The following is a 26,119-nucleotide window of genomic DNA, read 5'->3' on the forward strand; positions in this document are numbered from 1 at the left end:
TAATTAACCAGTGTTCAGGAGGCTGCAACTATTGAAACCCGATCATACTCCCCTTCAAAAAAAATTACTTCCCCGGCATATCGCCTTTATGGCGATGGGCGGGGTTATCGGCACCGGAATATTCAAGGGCAGCGCGGAAACGGTCACTGTCGCCGGACCGGGCGTTGTCTTCTCATACGCCTTGGCCGGTCTGCTGCTATTGATCGTCATGGGCGCGATCGCGGAAATGGCGACCGTCTTCCCCGGCCTGAATATGAAGGACTTTATCCGAAAGGCGTTCGGGGAACGGCTTTCCTTCGTGGTCGGATGGCTGTACTGCTTTATGTGGCTTACCGTCTGCGTCATCGAAGTCATCGCTGCGGGGAGCTTTTTGCAATTCTGGCTTCCAGATGTTCCGTTATGGGCACTCAGTCTTGCGAGCGCCGTATTTATCCTTGCGATCAATCTGCTCAGCGTCGGCGGTTACGGCGAATTCGAATTCTGGCTCGCCGGGATCAAAATCGCCATGATCATCGTGTTCATCGTTTTGGGAGCAGGTATGCTGTTCGGACTGATTCCTGGGGCAAGCTCCCCGTCATGGAATCATAATTTCACGGCATATGGCGGTTTTTTCCCGAATGGATGGACCGCGATTTTTCCGGCATTGCTTGTCGTAATGTTCTCCTACGGCGGTTCCGAACTGATCGGGCTTACGTTGTCCGAAGCCCAGGATGCGGAGAAGGTGCTCCCCCGGGTCGTAAAGAGCTTCATTTTACGTGTCGTGCTGTTCTACACCTTGCCGATCCTGATTATTTGCGGGCTGATCCCGTGGAATACGCTGAACGAACAAACGAGCCCGTTCGTACAAGTGCTGACGTCAGCCGGGTTCCAAGGCTCCGCCCACCTGATGAATTTTATTTTGATTACCGCGGTGTTGTCGGCGGCGAATTCCGGGATTTACGGGGCGACCCGGATGCTGCATTCCATGGCGTCGGGTGGTGAAGCTCCCGCCTCGCTTGCGCGCCTGTCTTCCAAGGGCGTTCCGATCAACAGCCTCAAACTGACCGCGGTAGTGCTTATTTTGGGTTCCATGATCGCATATGTAGCCCAGGATAATGTGTTCCGACTGCTGATGGCGGTGCCCGGCTTTGTCGTGCTGCTCGTTTGGATCAGCATTCTGCTGTCGCAATGGAAGCTGCGCAAAACGTATCCGGTAAAACCCGGTTTTGTCGTGTGGGGATATCCGTTTATTACGTTCATCGGCATCGTTTGCTTGTCCATCATTGCCGTGATCTTTCTGTTCGATGCGCAAAACCGGATCAGCATCGGCGTTTGCCTCGCCGTATTGTGCGTCCTTACCGTCTGGTCCTTGATCCGATTCAAAACGGACCGCGGAAGCTGACAGTCCCGTCCCGGTATTCCCCTGTTCTCTACCTGGTTTGAGCATGTTACAATATAGTTAACTAGAGATACGAGGGAGAAGCTGGGGGAAGAGAAATATGGAACTGCAATTCCAACCCGAATACGTCATTCAACAACCGAAAACTCCGCTTCGCCATAAAATACGGAAACGCATCCGGCAAACGTACCGGTACGATACCTCATTTTGGCGGATCAGCATGGCCGGCCCTTGCGGGGCCGGCATCTTCGCGTTTGCCCTCGCCGCGCTCGGAATGCCGACAGGCCTGGGCGCTGCCTTCGACATGGCCTCTTTCGCCTTTGTGGGCATCGCGGCGTTATTTATGACCGCCCATTTCATCGCCTTGATTCTCGCGCTGATTGGGCTTCCCGCCCCCCGATTATATATAGGGGCGGTTCTGTTCGACCTGGCCGCCGTATTCGTTATTTTTTATCAAGAGGATAAGGCCTTCGCCATTTCCGCCATCGTCTCTTCAATCTTGACCTTAACTGGAGTTTTGGCCGGACTAGGGATCGGATTGTTCGCTTCCCGTGGCGTCCCGCTTCGGTTCAAAACCGTCCTCGCCGCCTTGCTCCTCCTGGGCATTCTGTCTGCGGCCGTGTGGCCGGACCATCGGACGGACGCCGTCGATATGCCTGTACTGGCCGATTCCGCGGACGAGGCTGCGGCGGATGCTGCGGACGGGCCAGGGGTGACCGCCATTTCCGCGGAGGATCCATCCGAGCCGGGGCCTTACGAAATCAAGGAATTTTATTATGGTAGCGGCAAAAATGCGTGGCAGCCGGAATTCGGCGAAAAAACCGATCTTATTTCCGAGCCGGTCGACGCTTCCGCCTATATCAAGAAATGGTCGAAATTCAGAACCGCTTATTGGGGATTTAACGAAAAGGCGCTGCCTGTGAACGGGCGCGTGTGGATGCCGGAAGAATCGGGATCGTACCCGCTCGTTCTCATCGTTCACGGCAACCATCTGATGGAAGATTATTCGGACGACGGGTACGCCTATTTGGGAGAATTGCTTGCGAGCCGCGGATTCATCGCGGTTTCCGTCGACGAGAATTTTCTCAATTATTCCGTCTGGACCGGCATTCCCGACAATGACATGAAAGTTCGGGCATGGATGCTGCTGAAGCATTTGCAGCAGATCGGCAAATTTGCCGAAACCCCGGATACGCCGTTCTATGAGCGGGTCGATTTCGGACAGATCGCACTCGTCGGGCATTCCCGCGGCGGTCAGGCCGTTTCGATGGCTACGGACTATAAACGCTGGTTTGGCACCGATACTACGCTTAAAGACATCGCCCAATTTCAAATCCGTGCCGTTGCCGCCATCGCGCCGACCGACAAAAAAGTCGACGGCGTCTTCGCCAAACTGAAAAATGTGAACTATTTAACGCTGCAGGGAGCCCGCGACGGGGACGTCACCGATTTTGACGGAGACCGCCAGTATGCGAGGACCGGGTTTACGAAAGGCGAGCCTGCTTTTAAATCCTCGCTGTACATTGCGGACGCCAATCACAGTCAATTCAACAGCGACTGGGGCGGCCGGGACGCCAGCTTTCCGAAGGGGATTCTGCTCAGCCGCAACGGCATGCTGTCGGCTAAAGACCAAAGACAGATCGCCAAAGTATACATCTCGGCATTCATGGAGACCACCCTCCACCGGCAGGAGCAGTATATTCCGCTGTTTCAGGACTACCGGGCCGGTTTGTCTTGGCTGCCGGGAACGGCTTATTTTAACCGCTATGAGAGCGGGCTAATGACGTCTTGGGCGAGATATGACGAGGATATGAACCGGATGACTTTGCCTGGCGGCGGAACCGCAAAGGGGAACAATGTGGATTGGAAGGAAGAAGAGGCGAAAAACCGCCGTTTGTCCGGAAAAGATACGCGCGGCGTCACCTTGGAAAGAACCGTCGATTCGGATGAGGCATCCACTTACACCCTAAGCTGGGAAAAGAATAAGCCTGCGCCGGGCTCGATCGGAGCCGAGCTCTTATCCTTCTCCATGTCGGACCGGAGCTTCGAAATGGAGAATGGCCCTGGAAACCCTGAGGAGCAGCTACAAATCGAAGTCGAATTGGAGACATCGGAAGGCGATGTGGCGCGTCTCCCTTTGACGGAGTTCATGCCCGTCCTTCCCCTGCCCGAAATCAATTACACGCTTCATCCTTGGCTGGATCTCCATTTGTCCGACGGGAAGTACAAAAATCCGACCGAAGCGGTTTTCCAAACCTATCGTTTGCCGCTCTCGGCTTTCCGTGAAGCGGATCCGGAATTCGATCCGTCATCCGGAATCGCACGGCTTACCTTCCGCCTTACCGGTGGTCAGGGACGCGTCATGCTGGACGACATAGGGATATATTAAAAGGCGAAGTTCCATATCGGAACTTCGCCTTTCTCCATTATTCTTTGGGCACCAAATTGTAAATCTCGCCGCTTTCCATCACATCGATCAGCCGATCCAGCCATTCGTAATATTTGACCGCTTCTTTCATTTTGCGCCGGTCTTCCTCAAGTATGCCGCGGAACGGCTCGTGTACCTCTCCCGTGCCGGACAGCGCTTTGTTGATCTCCTCGATCGCCCGCCGCAGCACTAGAATGTTTGTCTCCACCGCTTTTCTCCATTTGATCGCAAAAAAGTCGGTGAACGTCTGGTACCAGTCATATTCCACTTCATATAAGTCTTTGCGGGATCCCTTCTCCCACACTTTATTTACCATTTTCAAGTCAAGAAGCGTACGCACTCCCGTACTCATGCTTGTCTTGCTCATCTTCATTTCCATTCCCATTTGGTCTAGCGTCATCGGCTTGTCGGCAAAAAAAAGCAGCCCGTACAAATGGCCCGTTGACAAAGAAATTCCGTATAAATCCATATTTCTGCCGATCGCTTCGATAACACGCTTACGCAATTTCGATAGCTCGTCATGTTGTTCGGGTGTGAGCTGTTCCAAGCTCATATGTGCTTCCTCCTATCATTGCACAATGCTGCATCCTTCATTCCCATATTTCTATTCGGACGGATGCTTACTCTATCTTAAGAAAAGGATGTCCAAAAGTAAAGAAGCGGACCAGGCAGTATTTTGGAGTATTCGGCAGTTATCTCAAGAATCTTTACGTACAGTTTTTTCTGTACGTTCTTTACGTACGGTTTTAACATTTGATATTGTGCTTGCCCTTTTGCTAGACTTATAACATCGACCGACGCGGACTAACGAACCGGTTCCGTGTCTATCATAAGAGAAGTGAAGTCTCCACAAGACAAAAGGGGTGAATGTATGGGAACGGAAATTTTAAAAGTCAACCGATTAAGCAAACTGTTCGGCCCGGGTGCCGAGCAGGGAGCGACCCTGCTTGAGCAAGGATATTCCAAGGAAACGCTCGCTCGGGAAAAGGGCATTACCGTCGGCGTGAATCGAGTCAATCTCAGTATTAACGAAGGCGAGATCTTTGTAATCATGGGCTTGTCGGGCAGCGGGAAGTCCACGCTCGTGCGGATGCTTAACCGCCTGATCGAGCCTACGTCCGGAGAAGTGCTCATTCATGGTAAGGATTTACGGAAAATGAACAAGTCCCAGCTTCGGGAAGTCCGCCGGAAAACGATTAGTATGGTGTTTCAAAAGTTCGCGCTCTTCCCGCACCGGACCGTGCTTGAAAATGTGGAGTACGGACTGGAGATTCAGAAGGTCGGCAAGGCGGAACGTCGGGAAAAAGCGATGAACGCCCTGGAGCTTGTCGGCTTGAAGGGCTGGGAAAACAAAATGCCCGACGAGCTTAGCGGCGGCATGCAGCAGCGGGTCGGGCTGGCGCGCGCGCTGGCTAACGATCCGGAAATTTTGCTGATGGATGAAGCGTTCAGCGCCCTTGACCCGCTCATCCGCCGCGATATGCAGGATGAACTGCTGGAATTGCAGGAAAAAATGAAAAAAACGATTATTTTCATTACGCACGACCTTGACGAAGCACTTCGCATCGGGGACCGGATCGCACTAATGAAAGACGGCGAGGTCGTCCAAATCGGCACTCCCGAGGAGATGCTGACCAATCCGGCCGACCGGTTTGTCGAACGGTTTATCGAGGACGTCGATTTATCCAAAGTGCTTACCGCTTCGCGGGTGATGCGCCGTCCGGAAACGGTCACCCTTGACCGTGGCCCGCGGGTCGCGCTGCAATTAATGCGGGAAAGAGGCATCTCCAATCTGTTCGTCATCGACCGGGCCAAGCGCCTGCTTGGCGTTATTACGGCCGAAGACGCCTCCCGTGCGCTTAAGGACGGAAGCACGCTGAGCGACATCCTGATCAAGGACGGGCCGAAAGTGCCGCCGGATACGCTGCTGAACGAACTGTTCGAAGTGACCAGCTCGGCGAAAGTGCCGCTCGCGGTCGTCGACGAGCAAGAGCGGCTGCTCGGCGTCATTGTGCGCGGCGCCGTACTCGGCGCTCTTGCCGGCGAAGTCGAAAAAAAAGAGGAGGTGAGCGAGAATGGACTTCATGCCTAAACTGCCGCTTGCGGATTGGATTGAGTATATTGTGGACTGGATGGCGGTCAACCTTTCCGGATTGTTCGACGGAATCGCGACGGTGATCGAGTCCATCGTAAACTTTTTCTCCGGGCTGTTCCTTCTTCCCCATCCGCTGCTGTTTATCGTGATTTTGGGCGTGCTTGCTTATCTCGTCGGAAAATGGAGATTGACCCTGTTTACCGTGATCGGTTTTCTGCTGATCGGCAACCTTGGATATTGGGATGAAACGATGAACACCCTCGGGTTGGTTATTACGTCGGGACTCATTTCGATCGTGCTCGGCATCCCGATCGGGATTTTGAGCGCCTACAGCAAAACGGCGCACCGCATCATTTCGCCGCTGCTGGACTTCATGCAGACCATGCCGGCATTCGTATACCTGCTTCCCGCGGTTACGTTTTTCAGTCTCGGCGTCGTCCCCGGCGTTATTGCATCGGTTATTTTTGCGATCCCGCCGACCATCCGCCTGACTTATCTCGGGATTAAGCAGGTATCCGGCGAATTGGCCGAGGCGGCCGACGCTTTCGGCTCCACGAACTGGCAGAAACTGTTCAAAGTCGAGCTTCCGCTCGCGATGCCGACGATGATGGCCGGGATCAACCAGACGATCATGCTGTCCTTGTCCATGGTCGTTATCGCCTCCATGATCGGGGCGCAAGGCATCGGTGCCACCGTGTACCGGGCCGTAACCCAGCTGAAAATCGGACAAGGCTTTGAAGCGGGTCTTGCGGTGGTCGTGTTGGCGATCGTACTGGACAGGTTTACGCAAAATCTTTTTAAATCGAACAAAGGGGGAGCATAATAAGATGAAGAAAATGAGAAAACTGATGGTGTTTGCAGGCTTGGCGAGCGTTCTGGCATTGACGGCTTGCGGGTCCGGGGGCGGTAATGCATCGAATACGGGGAATAACGGGAATACCAAATCCGTCGCCGATCAAGTCCGGCATGAAATCATCGGCATCGATCCGGGAGCCGGCATTATGAAAGCCACGGCGGCAGCTTTGGAACAGTACGGCCTCGACGATTGGAAGCTGATCGAAGGATCCGGCGCGGCCATGACCGCCATGCTCGACAAAGCGGTAAGAACGCAGAAGCCGATCATCATTACCGGCTGGACGCCGCACTGGATGTTTTCAAAGTATGATTTGAAATATCTGGATGATCCGAAAAAGGTGTATGGCGAGGCTGAGGAAATCCACACGATCGTGCGCAAAGGATTGAAGGAAGACGAACCTGTCGCCTATGAGTTTCTTGACCGTTTTGAATGGACCTCCGATGAAATGGGTGAAATCATGACCTCCATCCAGGAAGGGAAGGACCCTGCGGAAGCCGCCAAGGCTTGGGCGGACAGCCATGGCGACCGAGTCGATACCTGGACGAAAGATTTGACGCCGGTGAACGGCAACAAATTGAAGCTGAGTTACGTAGCTTGGGACTCGGAAATCGCCAGCACGAATCTGCTGGAATACATCCTGGAAAGCAAGCTCGGTTACGACGTCACCGCCCTTCAGGTTGAAGCGGGCCCGATGTGGACCGGCGTTGCCGAAGGCGATGTCGATGCCAGCCCGGCCGCATGGCTGCCGCTTACCCATGCCGACTATTGGGAGCAATTCGGCGGCAAGCTGGAGGACCTCGGCCCGAACATGACCGGCGTGAAAACGGGCCTCGTCGTTCCTTCCTATGTAGACTTGAACTCGATCGAAGATTTGAAGTAATTCGTAATTCGTAATTCAAAACAGGCAACAACCAAAAGAAACCATCCCTCTGGCCAGGGATGGTTTCTTTCCGTTTTATTTATGTTAAGAAGAGGGAGTACATTTAATATACCCGCCAATCCTTAATCCAACCTTACGGAAACCTGAAAAACAGATTAAATTTATACCCGGATATCCAGGCTTTGGCGAGAACCGTCGGTGTTCTCTTCATTTTTGGAAGCGGCGGCGTTGTCCGCATTCTTTTCTTCCGTGGTGATTTCAGCAGGTTTATGTATGGATAGTGCTTTGTCGGAAGCTATGTTTTCCCCGATTCGCAGATCAAGACGGGCAATCCGCTCCTCGATGTTCTGGGATTGTTCCAGTTTCGATTTGTTTACCGTAAGCTCGGCGTTGATTCTCATTTCCGACCTTGAGATATGGGACGGGCCGCCCATCAGATGCATCCGGTTCATCTTGACTTCCGACTTCAAATCCCCCGATTCGGATTGCAGTTTTCGGCGGACACTTTGCATCATCGCAAGATTTTCATGCTGAACGTCCGAGCTCAATAACCGATCCATGGAGCCCTGCTCCTGTTTGCCGGCCGCTTTGTCCATTTCCCGGGTATCCTTATTGTCGGTTTTCCCGGCCGCTTTTTCTTTCTTCTCCTTCTCTTTCTCTGCCTGCTCCATTCGCTTTTGCATAATCTGGGTCTCAATCGATTGCATTTGGGTGGTCAGCATGCTGATCCGGTCGTTCTTTTGCTCGATGCTCAATTTTTCGTTCGACTTTACGCTGGCGATGTTGTCGGCGATCTGGCTTTTTTGATTCATCAGAGCTTCGATTTGCTTCTGGTATGGATCTACCGGTTTCGTGGCCGCCGACTTTGCGGACGGGGGACTCGAGATTCCCGATATTTTCATTGTTTCAACCCCTTGTTGGTTGTATTTGGATAATTATATATCGATAGGAGCTCGGATTAAACTGGGGGATTCGAGTTCGAGCGAGGGGTGATGAGCGCAAAAAATGAATACTAGCACGATAATGAAAGCGATTTTCATGAATGCGCATGCCAAAGAAACACAAGGTCCTCCATTTTTTAAAAATTGGGCTTATGCGGCAACAGATTCGTTAAGCCAATGCTGAATGGATGGCAACAGTTTTTGTTTCTTTGCTTCTTCGAACCATGCGTCAGCGTGCTGACACATGGCAATAAGATAAACTCGAATGTTCCAGTGACGTGAACTGCGGCCGCGCGAAGATTCCAACTTGTAATCAGTCTTCTGACGCTTAATGCAACGCTCAACGCCGGTTCGCATCGCGTAACGCTTTCTCCATTCCTTGCTATCACGGCGGATGCGTGGGAACAAGCGCGGATTATCGGCTGTCGACGTATAGAACGTTCTTCCGTACTCGGAAGGCGAACACGGAGTAGGACACTCCCATTTTCCAACTTTGGCGGGGCAGCGCCACTTGATACGCTGCCGCCCCGGACACTTGCCCCAGCAGGACATCTTGCGACCAATGGGGCAGACGGGAACACCATCGGAGTTTATTTTCATTTCATTGTATACCGTATGCCCGGAACGCCTGAGATTCAGGTCGATGATGCTGCTAACATCATCATGTTCCAGCATGGTATAGATCGGGAGGGCGTCGTGGGCCGAATCCAAGATCGCCTCTCCCACCTTCCAATCCGCGTACCAGTAGCGAAGTTCGCGGTAACCGCAAATCCACGATACGGCATCGTGTTGGCTGGCGCGAAACAATCGCGGATACACGGGCAGATCATAGGCGCTGTCCGCGGCGGTAAACATGTAAAGCGTGCGTCCGTAGTAATACTTCTCGCGGTAGCTGTCCCAGCCCCAATCTGCATCGGGATCGGAAAATTGCCGTTTGCAGGTACATTTCCAGTTGCCCGACTTGCGGCAATCGCAAAGGAATTTACCGAAGGAACGCGCCCCGGCTTCAACTGGAGATCCATCGCCGATGACGCGAAAAGCGTTCGTATCACCGAGCAATCCCTTTGCCGCGGAAGGTGCGACAAACATGGTTTGAAACAATTGCTGCAACAGGTCGTGCTCCTTGGGGGCATAGTGGATTTTGCCCTCGCGCAGGACGCGGGAGACGAGCCTCTCCGTAATTTTTGGGTTTTTGGGTTCCTGCTTTTCATTCTTCTTGCCTTTCTTTCGCGGCTTCTTCAGGCGACGTTTGATGCGCCCAGTCTTATGCGGCTTGGATGCCCGCCAAAGCCGGGGGAAAAAGTCGTAGAACGTCCCGACGCCCGGCGACTCGCCAGGGTTGAAACCGCAAAGAATGGCATAAACAGGCGTCGTGCGAATGGCGACGACCCCCTCATCGACGCTCAGCTCAAGCTTGGTCATAAGGAGCAGGCAGCGGAGCATGTCGGCGGGATCGTGAGGCTTTCGGCCTCTTGGCTTAGAAGAATAGGCCGACTGCATCAAGGAAGCTGCAGCGGACAGGTCAATCGCTGTGATCCAGAAGATGATATCGCTGTAGAAGCGCTGCAAAAACCGCATAGCTTCCGGGGAGTTGTACTCCTTTCGAAGTTGATCGCGTACGAAGGCCAGGTAGTCCTGATGAGAACGAGATACAATCGACATTACAATCACCCAAATTAAAAGGTAGGCAATAAAAATGCCTTCTCGGCGATTATTGGGGTGTTTCGAAAAAGTCAAGAGGAAAGTTTGTTCGCACCATACTTTGGGGGTGAAACAAATAAAGACCCTGGCCGTCAGGCCAGGGCTAATGCGGAATGGTGAATTCCGAGAGGCTTATATCGGTACAAGGGGGTGTTTTTTTACAGCTACTTAAATGCTATCCGCATTTCGTGCCGAGATCACTTTCCCGATCGTCGCGATTTCTTCATCGCCGGATTCCACGAACAGGACAAAGTCTCCCTCCATCAACCGGCTTTCCAGCGCTTTGGCGGCCGTTTCCGGAATTCCCGCTCCGATTAGCCCCACGACAAAATCGTCGCTGCCCCGGCCGATCTCGGCTCCGGCCAGCAATTCTGCTGCAGGACCAATTACAGCCACATTTGCGGGCTTATCCTCCAAAATCGCCGTTACTTCGATCAGCGGATGAAAAAGAGCATGGTTCCCGTCCCCCCTTTTCGGCTTCGGAAGACCCGTATCCTTGCTGATGATTCCAAGGTCCTCTTCGGTTCTGGCCAGGACGGAAATTCGTTTTTTGGAGATGCCGGCCTCCTTTAAATCCTCGATGATCAATGCGGCATCCTGCCTCGTTTTGACCGCCGCCGTTATTAATTTCGCCATGCCCTAACCCCTCCTCATTGAAGTTGGAAACGCATGTTTATTTTTACTTCCACACCCGCTTGGATTGAAAGAGCTCCTGCAAGTAACCGTATACCGACACCGGACTCATCATGATCTGATAGAGCAAAACATAGGCCAAGAACCCGAATATGTTTTTTCGGATGCGCAGGTTCAAAGACCGAAAGACATCTTTTTGAAACCGGTACAAAATGTAGTTTTGCGCAAAAGTGAGCGGCAGCACAAACAATGTGAAGGGTCCGACAATCCAAAAATGTCCGAAACATGCAAGCACGAGTCCCGGAAGCCAGCAAAAGGTATAAATGAAGTCCAGATAAGGCATGATCAGATTGCAACCGGTCAAATATTTGGCGTACAGAGAAGGCTGGTTCCACGGTTTTACGATTTTAAGCGCCTCGATCATTCCTCGTGCCCATCGGCTTCTTTGCCGGATAAGATGACGGTAGGAAACCGGGACATCGGTAAAGGCGACAGCCAACGGTTCAAAATAGACGCTCCATTTATTAATAAGAAACTTCCAAGTCAGCACAATATCTTCCCCGATGGCATCCGGCCATCCCCCGACGCTTCTAACCGCATCCGTCCTGTATAGCGAATATGCCCCCTGGGCAACCAAGGTCCCTTGAAACATCCCCTGTAGCCTTTTGATGCTGGCGATGCCGAGAAAATAGTCCCATTCCTGGATTTTTGCCAGAAAATTCTCCCGGCTGTTGCGCACCAGTACGGCTCCGGCAACGGCACATACTTCCTTTGGAGCGGAGGCCATCCGTGCGACGATATGCTTCAAGGCCGTTTTATGAAGTAACGTATCCGCATCGAGCGTGACCATGAGCTCCGTCTCTACCTGCGGAAGAGCTTTATTTAACGCATGATTTTTGCCGGGTATTTTTTCCGAAATGACCCGCAGGCGTAATCCGAATTCTTCTCCCGCTAACCTTGCCTGCTCCGCCGTTTTGTCTTTGGAAGCATTGTCAATCACGATGACCTGAATTTCACCCTCATACTCCTGGGCCGCCAGATACGATAGCGTATTCCGGATCCCTTTCTCTTCATTATGACAGGCGATCAGAACCGTGACCGGCAGTACCGGATTTGTCTCCTTTAACGGGGGCTGGCGATCCAAAAGCAGGCTGGATACCATAAATGCGTTCATAAACCCTGGAATATAAGATATCCCGGCGATGACAAAAATCGCCCCGGGAAGCGTGATGTAACGGGAAAGCTCCATGACCCATGGCACGGACAACACGATCGACAACAACGTCCATAAGGCTGCGATCGCCTGGCTTACGATAAACTTATTTTTTACGGACAAATAGATCCTCCGAGGATTATCATACCGGTATTTCATGTTGTTAAAATCCTCCTGATCCGCATTAGACGCTTAATTATTATAAACCGACAACTCTTTCACCTGAAACAACGAATTCCTGACGAACTGGTTCTTTGCCGTTACCCGCTTGGCCGGTCTCTCATAGCTTAATAAAAATACGCCAAGAGGAGGAATATCCAAGTGGAGGCTTATTACAACTGTTTGCGTTTGAAGAACCGCAAAGTCCGCATTATGACGATGGACCGCAAACACTACACCGGAACCATCATCGACGTGGACCCGAATTATGTATATTTACGCACCGATCGCGGAAGAACCGTGCAAACGTCCGCGTTTTATCCGGGCGCTCCGTACGGAGCCTACGGCCCTGGATGGTATGGCAACGATATTTTGGCGCTCAGCCTGTTCACCCTGCTTGCGATCGCATTGATTTAACGGAAATCCGGACGGCTGCACATCGGGCAAACCAATGCCCGGCTTGCAGCCGTTTCTTAATCGTTATTAAGAAACGTTTTATGGTAGGCGTTCCGAAATTGCTTGGGGGTCATATTGACGCAGCTTTTAAACACGCGCATAAAATGCTTATCGTCCGCGAAGCCGACCTCCGTGGCGACCTCTTTAACGGACAAAGTCGTCCGTGCCAGCAGCTCCTTCGCTTTGCCGATACGAATTTCCCGAATGTATTCCATGGGACCCATCGCTACATACTGCCTGAACAGACGGCTTAAATAATCCTTGTTATAGTTGAATTTGGCGGCAATACCGGCGACGGTAAGCGAAGTGGCCGCATGAATTCTCGTCCATTCCGCGATTTTGGCGAATTGGACGTCCCCGCTTGCGCTCCCTCCCCTAACGCCATGCTTGCTCATCACCTGTTCGGAGATTTCGATCAATAAGGAAGTAAACGGATAATTTACGCTCTGGTAAGTCAAATAATTCGAATTGGCGATGTGAAGAATTTGGTTCGCCAGCACGTTCATTCTGTCGTTTTGCCCGATGTGCATGAATTTGGGAAGATACAAACTATGGACGGACCAATTGCGCGGTATGTTGCTGCCAATCTCTTCCGCTTCGCGTTTCATTTCGTCTTCGGAAAGAAGCGCGACCCTGTCCCCCAGATCAAAGTGGAACCAAAAAAAAGTGACTCCTGCCGGCGAAAGATCGAACCCCGTGAAGTAACCATCAAGTTCGCCGCGCATGAGGGACGCAAAATCGCCAGAGTTGCGGGATTGCGGACGGTCCGGAAAAATTAAATAAGCCTCACTGTCGCATTGACTATCCTTCACCCCTTTAATAAACTGGGCATAACCAAAATAATAGAGGGGAATTGTTTTGAGAAAAGCCAAATTGAAGGAAATCGAAGTTTTACGCGGTCTGGCCTTTTTGGCCGTGGTCATGCAGCACGTCATCGCGGGCCTCTTTTATCAGCTGGGATTAAGCCCCGGAGTATTGACCGTCGGGACGACTTTTCTGGGACTCACCAGGTATGCGGTTCCTCTGTTCGTTTTCATTACCGGCGTCGTGCTCTTTTACAACTATGACGGCAAATTGAATTTCGGGAGCTTTCTAGTAAAAAGATTCAGACAAGTTGTCGTGCCATATCTGGCCTGGACCGTTTTTTACTATGTTTGGATCGCTTTACTTAGCGGAGGCTCCGCCAAAACGACCTGGATGCAGCTTTATGACATTGTTCATCTGGCGCTAACAGGAAAAGCTTCCTACCACCTATGGTTTATGGTCATGATTATTCCTTTTTATCTGCTGTTTCCGTTATTCCGGCTTCTGTTGTCAAAACGCGGATCCTGGAAAGTTCATCTTGCCGTCGTGGTCGGGATTTTCATCATCAACCTGCTGCTCGTCTACGCCCTGTCCCAAGGTAAGATATTCAGCGATAATCCGAACCTGGGCTTTATTTTCAATTACCTGGACCGGAATTTCGTCTTCTGGATTTTCTATTTTATGCTCGGCGGATGGGTAGGCATGTATTATGAACAGTGGAAAGCCTTTGTACGGAAAACGTGGATCATCAGCGCCGGGCTTCTGGCCCTCTGCATGATTCAAATCTACTTTAAGGTGGCTGAAATCAACGAAGGCGTGAAGGATAATCCGTATCTGTTCAGTTCGAATGTCACGGCCCCGTTAAAGCCCTTTATGATGGCGACGATCCTTTTGCTGATTCTGCTGGTCTTCCTCCTTGCCGAAAAGATCGCCGCCGGATCCGGATGGACCGCCCGCCTGTTGGGCACTTTCGGGAAGTACTCCTTCGGGGCTTACTTGGCCCATGCCTTTGTCCTGAATCTGGTCAGCGGATCGGTCGTCGCCTATTTGGGAGTCCTGGGCGTATACACCCAAACGATCGTGGCCTTCCTGCTCTGCTCCGTGCTCAGCTTGGGGCTCTGCATGGGGCTTAACCGGATAAAAGTGTCGTTGGGCGAGATGCTCGTAGGTAAGGTTTAGGTAAACTGCATATCTGAAAAGATGAAAAAATCCGCCCCGGCTAGCGCCGGTGAGGCGGATTTTTAATTTAAACTTAACTTTCCGAAATCCCTACACCGGAGGATCATGTAAAGCCCCGCCAAAGAAAAGAAGAAAATGCCGCTGAAAAGAAACTCGGGTAAGCTTATGAGCGAATCCGGTTTGATCCGGGCTACAACGGCGATACCTCCTCCGATTACCGCAATGTCCAGTAACGCGGAGGGTAAAATTTTGATCAAGCTCAAGTTTCTTTGGAACACAGTTAAATTCAAAACCAGCGAAACAATTTCCAGGGACAAAATTCCTGCAGCCGCTCCAACGTAAGCATAGCCCGGTATCGCAATAACAAAATATTGAATGATTGCGGAAAGGCATATTCCGGTGATTAACCCCAAAAACGGAATCTTTTTAATGTCTTGAGCCCAAAGGATGCTGGTTGTCATTTCCCGCAGTCCCACAAGTAAGGGAATAGCCGATAAAAACTTGATTAACTCGCCGGCCTTATCGGTATGAAATATGTAAAAGGATAATTCCTGTGCATAAACGAATAAAAATGAAGCCGAAATCAACCCCCATAACCAACTTAATTTCATTGCGATTCGCAAAAGCTCGCGAAACTTCCCTTCCTCCTTTCGCTGCCACTGGGAAGCAATTCTCATGGTAAGAGTATGGCTCAGGGCCCCCGTGATTAGCGTAGGAGTATAGGCAACGGTAGCCGCCATTCCTGTAATAATGCCGAAAATGGAAGTGGCTTCAGTAGGACTATATCCCGCTGTTATGAGCCGGTTTGGAATAAGGATCGCATCTATGAACTCCGATGCCGGAACTAATAAACGGGTGAACGAAATGATGAGCGACGTCCTGAGGACCCATTTGATCGATAGCGATAAGTTATCCTGTTGTGGGCCGGACGAGTACAAACCGTGACGTGATATGTATAAAATCAATACGAGAAAAGAAATGATGATGCTCAAGAAGGTAGCATACAATCCTTTACCGATAATAATCCCTAATCCGGAAGGCAGACAATAGTAAATCACCAACAGCATGATAAACACTCTCGAAGCTTGTTCGATAACCTCAGAACCGGCAATAATGCCAAATCGTTCGAGGCCCTGCAGATAACCCCGCAGCAATCCCAGTAATGGAGCGGCAAAAATAGCCGGCGCAATGCTTTTCAATGCGCCATGCAAATCAGGGTTGCCAAGGAAAACCGCAATCCGGGGGGATTCCCAAAACACAATTTGACTAAGAATACCGGCTATTAGTGCTACGCCGAAGGATAAAATTTTCAGGAGTTTCCAACCTTGTCCCGGCTTCTTGGCGGTAATAATCGCCAAAGTCGTTGGCAACCCTCCAAAAAGCATAATGACGAAGCCGTATAACGAGTACCCCATTTGATATAAACCAATTCCTTCAGCGCCGACTAATCTGGCCAGGATGATTCGGCTAATTAAGCCGAGCAATTTGACCATGGTCATTGCACCGGCTCTCATTGCAGACTGCAATAATAAATGAGGTTTCTTCATGTTCCCCCCGAGAGTACATTGTCTTACCTCATTATTATTACTTTTTAAACCGAGTTATGCTGACAAGCCTGATTAATCCCTTATATGAATAAGCACATATTTCGTATATCGATCCCACCCCAGATCAAATGGAACACGGTAACGGTCGGTCGTATGCGAATTCACCAGCGGATATCCATATTCATCATAGCCTACAAGGACCGAAAAATGGTCAACATCATTGCCATGGATGATGTAACCGATCAAATCCCCCGGCTGCAACCGTGCTATGGCTCCATCCGGATTTTCTTTTGTCGGCTTTACGATCTGCTGGAAATCTCCCTTAGATACCTGCTCTCCATATCCGCTATTGAGGAGGAAATTTTTGAAGGAGTCCGTTCTAACCCAAAATTGGGTTCCGCCGGATTGCTTGTTGTACCTCCATCTTTTCGTCATGGGAAGTCCCCCTCCCGCTTTGTCCCCGATCACTTGGGAGGCAAAATTGGTGCAATCCCCCCCGAGACTTGTATAATCCCTATAATTCGGATTGTATCTGCGATTATTTCCGGCACCCCAAGCCGTTCCGGCATACTGGTTCGCGTAAGCAACCGCTTGCTGCCTGTTAAACCTTTTTCCGTTGCTTACTTTCTCGCGATTTTGAACCGAAGGGGCTACTCCGTCTGGCAGTTCCGCAATTTTGTCGGGATCTTCGTCCAAAGGATCTAAGTACCACTCCCGGGAAATCAACCATTTCCCCTCTGTTTTTTTCATGGTCAGGAAATGCCGGGTTCCAATTCCAAAGGATTGGACCGGTACGAATTTATTCAGATAGTCGTAACTTAGTTTTAGGGACTGTACCAAAGAAACGGTTGCTGTTTCATCCGTGACCTTCAATCGGACGATCTTTATTTCGCTTTGGGCGCCAACTATATTGATGGATCTTTTGTCGGCCCAAGTATTGATGTATTTTATTCGTCTCTTTTCATTGTAAAGGGCATGCTTGCTTGCTTTCTCGGATAAGTAATCCACCTTCAACACCTGATCGTTTTGGTAGAGCATGGCCCTTGCCCTTTTTTCAAATATCTGTTTCAAATACGCTTCAAGTTCATGTTCAGCTTGACTATTGGCGGAAGCTTCCTTCCCCCAAAAGCATCCCACCGCAAACATTAAAAAACATAAAGTCAACTTCACGATTTTAATCATATTTCACCGTCCAATTTAGTGAAGACCACTAACCTTTCTTCATGCTCTTTCTTTTTTCGGCTATATTTCCCAGTGCAGGTTATCAAATTTAAACGATGTTCATCCGTTTGTCCGAAAACCCGCTCAATGGGAGCCTCGCCCTTTTTAAAGACTTCAACCGATTCGACTCGGTAAGTTAATGTTCGATCGAAATGTCGATTTCGAACAATAACCGCATCACCAGGTTTCAATTTTTTCAGATCAAAAAAAACAGCAGGGCCTGTATAACTGTCTACATGTCCATCCATAACCATGTTTCCTTTAGCACCAGCAAGAACACCCGGATATAGAAGTCCCACTAATTCCGTGTCCCAGAAAATATGGTATCCAATTTTACAACGATTACAGCTGGAAAAAAAACGGCGGAATGAAATTAGGGATCACCTTCCAAACGCAAATATCAAGAGCCTGCGCTCGAACGCAGGCTCTTGATATTTGCGGCTGGTAAATGGAAATAAGAATTTTGCAAAATATGCGTTTTTCCTTGATTTATAGAGAAAGGCTCCCTTGTGGGAGCCTTTTAAAAAAGCGGTATTATTGGGTTTATCCCCTTGATTACATCATGCCGCCCATTCCGCCCATGTCAGGCATAGCCGGTTTTTCCGGTTCCGGTTTGTCGGCGATGACCGCTTCGGTCGTCAGGAACAAGCCGGCTACGGATGCAGCGTGCTGCAGCGCGGAGCGCGTTACTTTCGCAGGGTCGACGATACCAGCATCGAACATGTTAACCCATTCGCCGGTAGCGGCGTTGTAGCCGATGCCGACTTGTTCTTTCTTCAGGCGGTCAACGATGACGGAGCCTTCTTCGCCGGCGTTTGCGGCGATCGTGCGAACCGGCTCTTCCAAAGCGCGAAGCACGATTTCAGAACCTGTTTTTTCGTCGCCGGACAAGCTGAGTGCGGCAACGGCATTGTATACGTTCACGAGGGCTACGCCACCGCCGGATACGATACCTTCTTCAACCGCCGCACGCGTAGCGTTCAGGGCGTCTTCGATGCGCAATTTGCGTTCTTTCAGTTCGGTTTCGGTAGCCGCGCCGACTTTGATAACCGCTACGCCGCCGGCCAATTTAGCCAGACGTTCTTGCAGTTTTTCTTTGTCGAACTCGGAAGTCGTTTCTTCCAGTTGAGCACGGATTTGGTTAACGCGGGCGTTGATGTCGTTCTTGTCGCCGCTTCCGTCCACGATCGTCGTGTTTTCTTTCGTAACGATAACTTGACGAGCGTTACCCAATTGGTCAACGGATGTGCTCTTCAGATCAAGACCCAGTTTCTCCGTAATGACTTGACCACCGGTCAGAGCGGCGATATCTTGCAGCATCGCTTCACGACGGTCACCGAAGCCAGGAGCTTTAACGGCTACCGCGCTGAATGTACCGCGCAGTTTGTTCACGATCAGCATCGCTTGCGCTTCGCCTTCGAGATCTTCGGCGATGATGAGCAGTGGTCTGGATTGTTGAACGATTTTCTCAAGGATCGGCAGAATTTCTTGCGTGCTGCTGATCTTCTTGTCGGTAATCAAGATGTATGGGTTGTCGAGAACGGCTTCCATTTTGTCCGTATCCGTAATCATGTATGGGGACACGTAGCCGCGGTCGAATTGCATCCCTTCAACCACTTCAAGTTCGGTTGCGAAGCCGCGGGATTCTTCAACGGTAATTACGCCGTCTTTGCCCACTTTTTCCATCGCTTCGGCGATCAGTTGACCGACTTCTTCATCTGCAGCGGAGATAGCCGCAACTTGAGCGATGGATTGCTTGCCTTCGATCGTTTTGGAGATTTTCTTCAGTTCTTCAACAGCGGTGCGAACCGCTTTGTCGATCCCTTTACGCAGGCCGATTGGGCTTGCGCCGGCCGTAACGTTTTTCAAACCTTCGCGGATCAGCGCTTGAGCCAAAACGGTTGCCGTCGTCGTACCGTCACCGGCCACGTCGTTCGTTTTAGTAGCTACTTCTTTAACGAGCTGGGCGCCCATGTTTTCAAAAGCGTCTTCCAGTTCGATTTCTTTCGCAATCGTTACGCCGTCATTCGTGATGAGCGGGCTGCCGAATTTCTTTTCCAATACGACATTGCGGCCTTTCGGTCCAAGCGTAACTTTTACGGCGTTAGCCAAAGTGTCAACCCCGCGCAGCATGGCGCGGCGAGCGTCTTCACTGAATTTGATTTCTTTTGCCATAGTTAAAGCCCTCCCTATTAATGATGATTGATTGGTTTTCGATGTATAATGCTCTCATCTTGGCCGATTAGCCGATGATCGCATGAATGTCGCTTTCTTTCATAATCAAATATTCTTTGCCTTCGTATTTCACTTCCGTGCCGGCATATTTGGAGAACAACACGCGGTCGCCTTCCTTCACTTCAAGAGGTACGCGAACCCCGTCTTTCAAAGCGCCGCTGCCGACAGCGACTACTTTGCCTTCTTGCGGTTTTTCCTTCGCTGTGTCCGGAAGCACGATGCCAAAAGACGTAGTCTCCTCTTGTGCGATCGGTTCTACCAGTACGCGTTCACCTAATGGTTTGATCATGAAAAAACAGCCTCCTTTGAAATTGGATATGTTGTGTAATTGGATTGATGTAAACGTTGTGTTAGCACTCGACATACTCAAGTGCTAATAACCACTTTTTATGATACTCAACTTAAGTGAAGATTTCAAGTCTTTGATCTAATTTTTGTTAAAATGAAGCGAGGAAAAATTGGACGAACGCACCTCACCATTTTATCCGCGGCCCAGGTAAAATATTCCGTCTTTACGCATACGCAAACCTACCATCACCGTTCTTAAAAAAAAGAAACTCTGTAATCGGAATGAACCGTTCACAGAGTTTCGTAATCGATCTATTTATATTTTTGCTCCCGCTCCGCATCCGCTGCAAGCTGTTTCCTATATACCCGTTTGGACAAAAGCACGCTCAGTTCATATAGCAGGATAAGCGGAATAAGCACCAGAAACGCCGAGAAAAGATCTGCCGGGGTAATCATAACGGATATAACCACCAGAATAAAATAAGCGACTCTCCGCATTTTATGAAGCCGGGCCGGATTCAAAATCCTCAGCTGCGTCAGGAACAAAATGACGAGCGGCAGTTCAAACAGCAGGGAAATCGGCAGTACGATATTCATCAGGAACTTGAAATAATCGGCCATTCCATAGGTCTCAATCAGGCCGAGCTGTTTGTTCAACGAACCGGTAAACGTCATGGCGAGCGGAAAGACGACGAAATAACCGAATGCCAGCCCCGCCAAAAAAAATAAGAACACATAAGGAATGTATCTAAGCGTGGCCTTCCGCTCCACAGGCCTCAAGCCCGGGCTCACGAAAGCCCAGATTTGAAAGAGCGTAAACGGCAAAGTAATGCCAAAAGCCACAAGCATGGAAATTTTCATATATACGCCGACGCCGTCCCAGAACGAGAACGCATTCAATTCAATCCGCACGCCGGAAAGAGTATTTACCGTCAAATAGTGATAGATCGGGTCCACAACGAAAAATGCGGCTACAAGCACGACGACGAAGACGGCAACGACATAAAACAAACGCCGCCTGAGCTCCGACAAATGGTCCACTACAGTTTGTTTCTCCGTCTTTTCAGCCACAGGCCTGCCTCCCCTTGTCCTTCCGCACGAAAATATTACAAACAAAATCCCTCCCGGTCAGGAAGGGACGTCACATGCTTATTCCGGCAGCCGCCGTTGGCTGCTCTGTTCAGACTGCTGTACCGGTGCGGGCTCCGCTTCCGACTTCTTCACCTCGGGTTCGTCATCGACGATGTCCCGTGTAGCGTCTTTGAATTCCCGGAACGTTTTGCCTACGGCCCGTCCCAGTTCCGGCAATTTATTCGGACCAAACAACAACAATGCCGCGATAATAATCAACAAAAGGCCGGCTGTCACGCTTGACCCTCCTTCCATTAACCCTTTCAGATAGTAATACCATAACCTATGTTACAAAAATAGTCCATGATTTCATTTGAAAAGGTACAATTTACGGAAGTTGCGGATTAAAGACGAAATTGTCCGGTGACCATGAGTAGCGCTTCCGGCAATTGATCCATAATCGCAGCCAAATTCTCATGAACGCCCTTCGGCGTTCCCGGCAAATTGACGATCAGGGTCCGCCCGCGGATACCTACGATACCCCGGAATAGCATGGCGCCGCGATTTTTCTGCATCGTCGCATAGCGCATCGCTTCGGCCATCCCCGGAACCTCCCGTTCAATGACTCTCCGCGTAGCTTCCGGAGTGACGTCGCGGATCGCGAGCTCCGTGCCTCCGGTCGTCAGCACGAGATCGGCCTGAAAGTAATCCGTCATTTCAATCAAAGCGGCGATAATCTCGTCCGGTTCATCCGGAACAATCCGGTACTCCACGATTTCTCCGCCCAGTTCTTCCTCCACCAGTTCCCGAATCACCTGGGCGCTCGTATCTTCACGTTCGCCCCTGGCTCCCTTGTCGCTTGCCGTCAGGATCGCAGTTTTCCAAACCATGAGTCACCCTCCTTATCCAATTACAAACCTCTATTTGCCGTTCGGCAGTTATTTATTGTCCGTTAGATTCCGGCTGCCGGAAGTAATCGCCGCTCTTCCCGCCGCTCTTTGAACGAAGCTGGGTCGGCCCGATCACCATATCCTTTTGCAGCGCCTTGCACATATCATAGACGGTCAAGGCCGCCGCCGATACGGCGGTGAGCGCCTCCATTTCCACCCCTGTCTTGCCTTCGGTTTTTACGGTAGCTTCAATATATAGCTCATCGTGTCCATTATCGGAAAAGACGAGGTTAATCCCGGTTAACGGCAGCGGATGGCACATCGGAATCCAGTCCGACGTCCGCTTCGCCCCTTGGATACCGGCGATTTGGGCAACGGCAAGCACGTCGCCTTTACCGACTTTTCCCGCCTTGATCGCTTCCAGGGTGGAGGGGAGCATCGTAACCGTTGTTTCCGCTACGGCCACGCGAATCGTCGATTCCTTGCCGGAAACATCCACCATCCGTGCTCTTCCTTGTTCATTAAAGTGAGTCAATTTCCCTTGGCCTTCTGCCATATCCATTAAAATCTCACTACTTTCCTTCATATATATATCGTACCGGAAGCCGTGAACAGCATATCCAGTCTGAAATCATGTTCTTCAACCGGAATGGGCTCGGGCACGATCTGCTCTTGAAATGCGATAGCAGCCCTGATCGCAGGCTTGTCCTTTACTCCGGTCCGTTCCGCATGTTGAAGCTCCGCTATAAAGCGGTCATAGTACCCTCCGCCGAATCCGATTCGTCCGCCCTGACGGTCAAAAGCCAGGCCGGGTACAATGACGAGATCGATTTCCGCATAACGGTGCAGAGGCCATTCCGGTACATGTTCGTCCGGCTCGGGAATTCCCCAGGCTCCGGAAACCAATTGCGTTTCATCGCTTAACTTATGTAACTTCATCGCACCGCTGCCGACCACCCTCGGGACAAGAACCCTGTCCCCATGTTTCAGACAGCTGCGAAGAAGCGGCCCCGTATCGGGTTCGTCCCGAAACGATAAATAACTGAACACCGTCAGTCTCTTGTTTTTTCTGGTGCGAAGCGGACCGAGCACTTCGTCCTCCGCCAGGCGGCAAGCCTCAGCCGATTGCCTGATTCGCGAATCCAAGGGCAGCCCCGCACGCATTTCGGACATCCGGGTTCTCAGGTCTCTTTTTTCCGCCGCAATATTCAATCTTTCAAATTCCCTCCCGCCAAATGCGAGAATCCGCTATTTCTGTATCCTAGTGTATCATTGTTGAAGGAAAATGAAAACTCGGGTACCGCTTCCTTTCAATGCCTCGTTTTGACGACCGATCGAGCGATGCAATTGTCCGGATTTTCATGTACACTGATTTTATGAGTGCGCGTTCAAAAAGCGGGATTTCAGACAACTTTTTGAACGACCTCGATAAGTGCGTGGAAATTTAGGAGGATCAACATGCTTCTTCAAGCTACTGACATTACCAAGCTGTACGGTGTGACAACGATACTCGGCGGCATCAGCCTGCAAGTTCTGGAACGGGACCGGATCGGTCTCGTCGGCGTAAACGGTGCCGGGAAATCGACATTGCTGCAAATTTTGGCGGGCGAGTTGACACCAGACGGCGGACAAATATTCAAGGCCAAAGAAACGCGCGTTGGTTATCTGGCGCAAAATAGCGGCTTGCAAACGGACCGCACCATTTGGGAGGAAATGCTCGACGTTTTCTCGGAGCTAACCGAGACCGAGCAGGAGCTCCGCCGCATGGAACAGCAAATCGCCGATCCGGCCTTGGCCCATGATGAGAAGTCCTATCAGGACTTGCTCGAAAGGTATGCCCAGAAATCGGACTGGTTCAAGGATCATGGCGGCTATGAGATCGAAACCCGCATCCGCAGCGTGCTGCACGGGATGGGCTTCGGATCTTTTCCACCAGATACGATCATCTCGACGTTAAGCGGAGGACAAAGAACCCGTCTGGCCTTGGCCCGGATTCTGCTCCAGGCCCCGGACCTGCTTATGCTCGACGAACCGACCAACCACCTGGACATTCAAACCTTGACCTGGCTGGAGGACTATTTGCGAAGTTATTCCGGAGCCCTGCTCGTCGTGTCCCATGACCGCTATTTCCTGGATCGCCTCGTTACGGCCATCGTTGAAATCGAGCGGCATCAATCCCGGAGATATACTGGCAATTACAGCCGTTATATCGAATTGAAAGCGGCGGAGTACGAAAGCCAAATGAAGCTCTACGAAAAGCAGCAGGATGAAATTGCCCGGATGGAAGACTTCATTAGACGCAACATCGTACGGGCATCGACGACAAAAAGGGCCCAGAGCAGAAGAAAAGCGCTGGAAAAGATGGATGTCATCGACCGGCCTCTCGGTGATTTGAAGAGAGCCAGCTTTTCTTTTGAAGCCGAAGTAATGAGCGGTAAAGACGTATTGCATGTGGACGGTTTGGCCTATGCGTTCGAACCCGGCGGCACCCCTTTGTTTAAAGACGTCTCCTTCAATTTATGGCGCGGGGAAACGGTCGCGTTGATCGGACCGAACGGGATCGGCAAATCCACCCTTCTGAAAATGCTGACCGGAGACCTGAAGCCCACAGCCGGTACCATTACTTGGGGAACCAAGGTCAAGATCGGTTATTACGATCAGGAACAGAGCCATCTGAATCCGGACAATACGGTGTTGGAAGAAGTATGGAGCGCATTTCCCCATATGGAAGAAGCAAGAGTACGGAGCGTGCTCGGCAACTTTTTGTTTAGCGGCGAGGATGTGCTCAAAAAGATCAAGGCGCTCAGCGGCGGAGAAAAAGCAAGGGTCGCCCTTTCTAAGCTGATGCTGCAGCAAGCCAACGTCCTCATTCTTGACGAACCGACCAACCACCTGGATCTGTACAGCAAGGAAGTGTTGGAATCGGCATTGCTGGATTATGACGGAACTTTGCTGTTCATATCCCATGACCGGTATTTCTTAAACAAGATGGCGGAGCGGATTGAGGAACTGCATCCGAACGGTGCAGAGCATTTCCTGGGCAATTACGACGATTACTTGGCGAAAAAACAGGAATTGCAGGAAATCGCCGCCGAACAAAACGGGTCCGGGGCGGTCAAACCTGCCGGAAACCAGGACCGCAATGCCATTGCCTCGGCAAGTCCTTCCGATAAATCGGGAGCGGCGAATTACGAGGCGGATAAACAGGCGAAGCGCCAAGAGCGTTCCAGACTCCGGAAAATGGAGCAGCTTGAACAAACGATCGCCGAACTCGAAGAAACCATTTCGGCCCTGGAGGCCGAATTAATGGAGCCTGAAGTGTATCAAAATTATGAGGCACTCCAGCAGCGCCAATCCGAAATCGACAAGCATAAAGCGGAATTGGCGGCGGCATACGAAGAATGGGAATCACTGGCCGAAGAATAGTTTTCATAATTGTCAAATTTCTCAACATTTCATTATCCACATCATTATCCACAACCAAACTATGCCCGAACTTGGAAAAAACGACCGTCAAGGTCGTTTTTTTTCGGGATTCGTAATCGCTTTCTGAAAATAACAGCATTTATCCACGAAGTTATGAACATTATCCACAGTTTTCTGAAAATCTTGCCCCCAACCTATCCATTAACGGTTGACCGCTTGGTACGCAAGCTTTCAACCGATTTTCAACAATTCGGGACTTGAGTCGGGATTTTATTTGTCCACAACCTTGACAAGCACCGTTTCAGCCCATGCCCAGGTGATTATTGTCTTCATTGGAGATCTCCCAGGTCCGGAGTTCATAGTTCTCAGTTCCCGATTTAATGAACGGATCCCTTTCGGCCAATGCCCTTGCTTCCTCCAGGTTTTCCGCCTCGAGGATGACCATTCCGCCCGGATAATCGGTAAACGGTCCGCACATGACCAGCTTTCCCAGCGCTTCCAATTCCCTTAAATAAGCGACATGACCGCGGATCAGATCCTCGGTGAAGCTTTTCCCCGGATTCATGGACAGGAGAATCACATACTTCATAAACGGCTGGTTGTTCGTATTTTCCGGCATATCCTCTTGCTTCCTTTCCTTCTGATTCTATTTTCCCAAAAATAGGGTCGTCTCCATTCCCTTGAACAAACTATTCTAGCAAACCATTCCAAATACCTA

25 protein-coding genes are annotated in these 26,119 nt (G+C 50.7%); 8 read left to right on the plus strand and 17 right to left on the minus strand.

The features are described 5' to 3' along the window. Positions 1 to 31: 31 nt before the first annotated feature. Together ACSFXJ_RS20265 and ACSFXJ_RS20270 are read left to right on the plus strand one after the other, a co-directional pair. Positions 32 to 1,381, plus strand: a complete 1,350-nt coding sequence (locus ACSFXJ_RS20265; protein WP_435922161.1) for an amino acid permease — start codon at positions 32 to 34, stop codon at positions 1,379 to 1,381. A gap of 97 nt (positions 1,382 to 1,478) precedes the next feature. Then, a complete protein-coding gene (locus tag ACSFXJ_RS20270; RefSeq protein WP_435922162.1) occupies positions 1,479 to 3,767 on the plus strand; it encodes an alpha/beta hydrolase in 2,289 nt (762 codons plus the stop codon). 37 nt (positions 3,768 to 3,804) lie between these two features. Here ACSFXJ_RS20270 and ACSFXJ_RS20275 read toward each other — a convergent pair whose 3' ends face one another. Continuing rightward, a complete protein-coding gene (locus tag ACSFXJ_RS20275; protein ID WP_435922163.1) occupies positions 3,805 to 4,359 on the minus strand; it encodes a GbsR/MarR family transcriptional regulator in 555 nt (184 codons plus the stop codon). Between the two features lie 318 nt (positions 4,360 to 4,677). Between ACSFXJ_RS20275 and ACSFXJ_RS20280 the strand changes: the two genes are divergently transcribed. The 3 genes from ACSFXJ_RS20280 to ACSFXJ_RS20290 are packed head-to-tail and all read left to right on the plus strand — an operon-like array spanning position 4,678 to position 7,637. Beyond that, positions 4,678 to 5,898, plus strand: a complete 1,221-nt coding sequence (locus ACSFXJ_RS20280) for a quaternary amine ABC transporter ATP-binding protein (protein ID WP_435922164.1) — start codon at positions 4,678 to 4,680, stop codon at positions 5,896 to 5,898. Next, entirely contained in the window at positions 5,882 to 6,724 is an 843-nt protein-coding gene (locus tag ACSFXJ_RS20285) for an ABC transporter permease (RefSeq protein WP_435922165.1), read from the plus strand. Before ACSFXJ_RS20280 ends, ACSFXJ_RS20285 begins: the two co-directional genes overlap by 17 nt. Before the next feature lie 4 nt (positions 6,725 to 6,728). Further along, positions 6,729 to 7,637 (plus strand): glycine betaine ABC transporter substrate-binding protein, encoded by a 909-nt coding sequence (locus tag ACSFXJ_RS20290; RefSeq protein ID WP_435922166.1) that lies wholly within the window; start codon positions 6,729 to 6,731, stop codon positions 7,635 to 7,637. A 161-nt stretch (positions 7,638 to 7,798) separates the two neighbouring features. On the opposite strand, the gene ACSFXJ_RS20295 is transcribed toward ACSFXJ_RS20290, so the two are convergent. From ACSFXJ_RS20295 to ACSFXJ_RS20310, 4 genes are all read right to left on the minus strand, one after another. Next, positions 7,799 to 8,539, minus strand: a complete 741-nt coding sequence (locus tag ACSFXJ_RS20295) for a FlxA-like family protein (RefSeq protein ID WP_435922167.1) — start codon at positions 8,537 to 8,539, stop codon at positions 7,799 to 7,801. 189 nt (positions 8,540 to 8,728) lie between these two features. After that, positions 8,729 to 10,240: a DDE transposase gene (locus ACSFXJ_RS20300; protein ID WP_435922168.1), complete on the minus strand. Its 1,512-nt coding sequence runs from the start codon at positions 10,238 to 10,240 to the stop codon at positions 8,729 to 8,731. 207 nt (positions 10,241 to 10,447) lie between these two features. Continuing rightward, complete coding sequence (locus ACSFXJ_RS20305) at positions 10,448 to 10,915, minus strand: hypothetical protein (protein ID WP_435922169.1); 468 nt, start codon at positions 10,913 to 10,915, stop codon at positions 10,448 to 10,450. Between the two features lie 43 nt (positions 10,916 to 10,958). After that, on the minus strand, positions 10,959 to 12,284 hold the full coding sequence (locus ACSFXJ_RS20310; RefSeq protein WP_435922170.1) for a glycosyltransferase family 2 protein: 1,326 nt from the start codon (positions 12,282 to 12,284) through the stop codon (positions 10,959 to 10,961). 162 nt (positions 12,285 to 12,446) lie between these two features. Between ACSFXJ_RS20310 and ACSFXJ_RS20315 the strand changes: the two genes are divergently transcribed. Beyond that, entirely contained in the window at positions 12,447 to 12,701 is a 255-nt protein-coding gene (locus ACSFXJ_RS20315) for a hypothetical protein (protein ID WP_435922171.1), read from the plus strand. A gap of 56 nt (positions 12,702 to 12,757) precedes the next feature. On the opposite strand, the gene ACSFXJ_RS20320 is transcribed toward ACSFXJ_RS20315, so the two are convergent. Further along, positions 12,758 to 13,465 carry a helix-turn-helix transcriptional regulator gene (locus tag ACSFXJ_RS20320; protein WP_435922172.1) on the minus strand — a complete coding sequence of 236 codons (708 nt, stop codon included), beginning with the start codon at positions 13,463 to 13,465 and terminating at the stop codon, positions 12,758 to 12,760. Positions 13,466 to 13,598: 133 nt separating this feature from the next. On the opposite strand from ACSFXJ_RS20320, the gene ACSFXJ_RS20325 reads away from it, so the two are divergent. Continuing rightward, positions 13,599 to 14,723, plus strand: coding sequence for an acyltransferase (locus ACSFXJ_RS20325; RefSeq protein ID WP_435922173.1), 1,125 nt, complete (start codon positions 13,599 to 13,601; stop codon positions 14,721 to 14,723). A 62-nt stretch (positions 14,724 to 14,785) separates the two neighbouring features. Here ACSFXJ_RS20325 and ACSFXJ_RS20330 read toward each other — a convergent pair whose 3' ends face one another. The 10 genes from ACSFXJ_RS20330 to ACSFXJ_RS20375 all read right to left on the minus strand — a co-directional run bounded on the left by ACSFXJ_RS20330 (position 14,786) and on the right by ACSFXJ_RS20375 (position 23,187). Then, on the minus strand, positions 14,786 to 16,270 hold the full coding sequence (locus ACSFXJ_RS20330) for an oligosaccharide flippase family protein (RefSeq protein WP_435922174.1): 1,485 nt from the start codon (positions 16,268 to 16,270) through the stop codon (positions 14,786 to 14,788). A gap of 72 nt (positions 16,271 to 16,342) precedes the next feature. Next, positions 16,343 to 17,308, minus strand: a complete 966-nt coding sequence (locus ACSFXJ_RS20335; protein ID WP_435922175.1) for an amidase domain-containing protein — start codon at positions 17,306 to 17,308, stop codon at positions 16,343 to 16,345. Between the two features lie 140 nt (positions 17,309 to 17,448). Next, positions 17,449 to 17,790 carry a class F sortase gene (locus ACSFXJ_RS20340; protein ID WP_435922176.1) on the minus strand — a complete coding sequence of 114 codons (342 nt, stop codon included), beginning with the start codon at positions 17,788 to 17,790 and terminating at the stop codon, positions 17,449 to 17,451. Between the two features lie 256 nt (positions 17,791 to 18,046). Further along, positions 18,047 to 19,666, minus strand: a complete 1,620-nt coding sequence (groL, locus tag ACSFXJ_RS20345) for a chaperonin GroEL (protein ID WP_435922177.1) — start codon at positions 19,664 to 19,666, stop codon at positions 18,047 to 18,049. A gap of 67 nt (positions 19,667 to 19,733) precedes the next feature. After that, positions 19,734 to 20,015, minus strand: coding sequence for a co-chaperone GroES (gene groES, locus ACSFXJ_RS20350; protein ID WP_435922178.1), 282 nt, complete (start codon positions 20,013 to 20,015; stop codon positions 19,734 to 19,736). A gap of 311 nt (positions 20,016 to 20,326) precedes the next feature. Further along, positions 20,327 to 21,085: a twin-arginine translocase subunit TatC gene (gene tatC, locus ACSFXJ_RS20355; protein ID WP_435922179.1), complete on the minus strand. Its 759-nt coding sequence runs from the start codon at positions 21,083 to 21,085 to the stop codon at positions 20,327 to 20,329. A 78-nt stretch (positions 21,086 to 21,163) separates the two neighbouring features. Beyond that, on the minus strand, positions 21,164 to 21,400 hold the full coding sequence (locus ACSFXJ_RS20360) for a twin-arginine translocase TatA/TatE family subunit (protein WP_435922180.1): 237 nt from the start codon (positions 21,398 to 21,400) through the stop codon (positions 21,164 to 21,166). 89 nt (positions 21,401 to 21,489) lie between these two features. Next, entirely contained in the window at positions 21,490 to 21,975 is a 486-nt protein-coding gene (locus ACSFXJ_RS20365) for a MogA/MoaB family molybdenum cofactor biosynthesis protein (RefSeq protein ID WP_435922181.1), read from the minus strand. Positions 21,976 to 22,027: 52 nt separating this feature from the next. Continuing rightward, positions 22,028 to 22,537 carry a cyclic pyranopterin monophosphate synthase MoaC gene (moaC, locus tag ACSFXJ_RS20370; RefSeq protein ID WP_435922182.1) on the minus strand — a complete coding sequence of 170 codons (510 nt, stop codon included), beginning with the start codon at positions 22,535 to 22,537 and terminating at the stop codon, positions 22,028 to 22,030. 20 nt (positions 22,538 to 22,557) lie between these two features. Then, positions 22,558 to 23,187: a 5-formyltetrahydrofolate cyclo-ligase gene (locus tag ACSFXJ_RS20375; RefSeq protein WP_435922183.1), complete on the minus strand. Its 630-nt coding sequence runs from the start codon at positions 23,185 to 23,187 to the stop codon at positions 22,558 to 22,560. A 246-nt stretch (positions 23,188 to 23,433) separates the two neighbouring features. Here ACSFXJ_RS20375 and ACSFXJ_RS20380 point away from each other — a divergent pair, with 246 nt between their 5' ends. After that, positions 23,434 to 25,401: an ABC-F family ATP-binding cassette domain-containing protein gene (locus ACSFXJ_RS20380; RefSeq protein ID WP_435922184.1), complete on the plus strand. Its 1,968-nt coding sequence runs from the start codon at positions 23,434 to 23,436 to the stop codon at positions 25,399 to 25,401. Positions 25,402 to 25,702: 301 nt separating this feature from the next. Here the strand turns inward: ACSFXJ_RS20380 and ACSFXJ_RS20385 are convergent, their stop codons facing one another. Beyond that, positions 25,703 to 26,020: a YciI family protein gene (locus ACSFXJ_RS20385; RefSeq protein ID WP_435922185.1), complete on the minus strand. Its 318-nt coding sequence runs from the start codon at positions 26,018 to 26,020 to the stop codon at positions 25,703 to 25,705. Between the last annotated feature and the right edge of the window lie 99 nt (positions 26,021 to 26,119).

It is taken from the genome of Paenibacillus salivarius, assembly GCF_051307165.1.
Taxonomy (GTDB): Bacteria; Bacillota; Bacilli; order Paenibacillales; family Paenibacillaceae; genus Fontibacillus.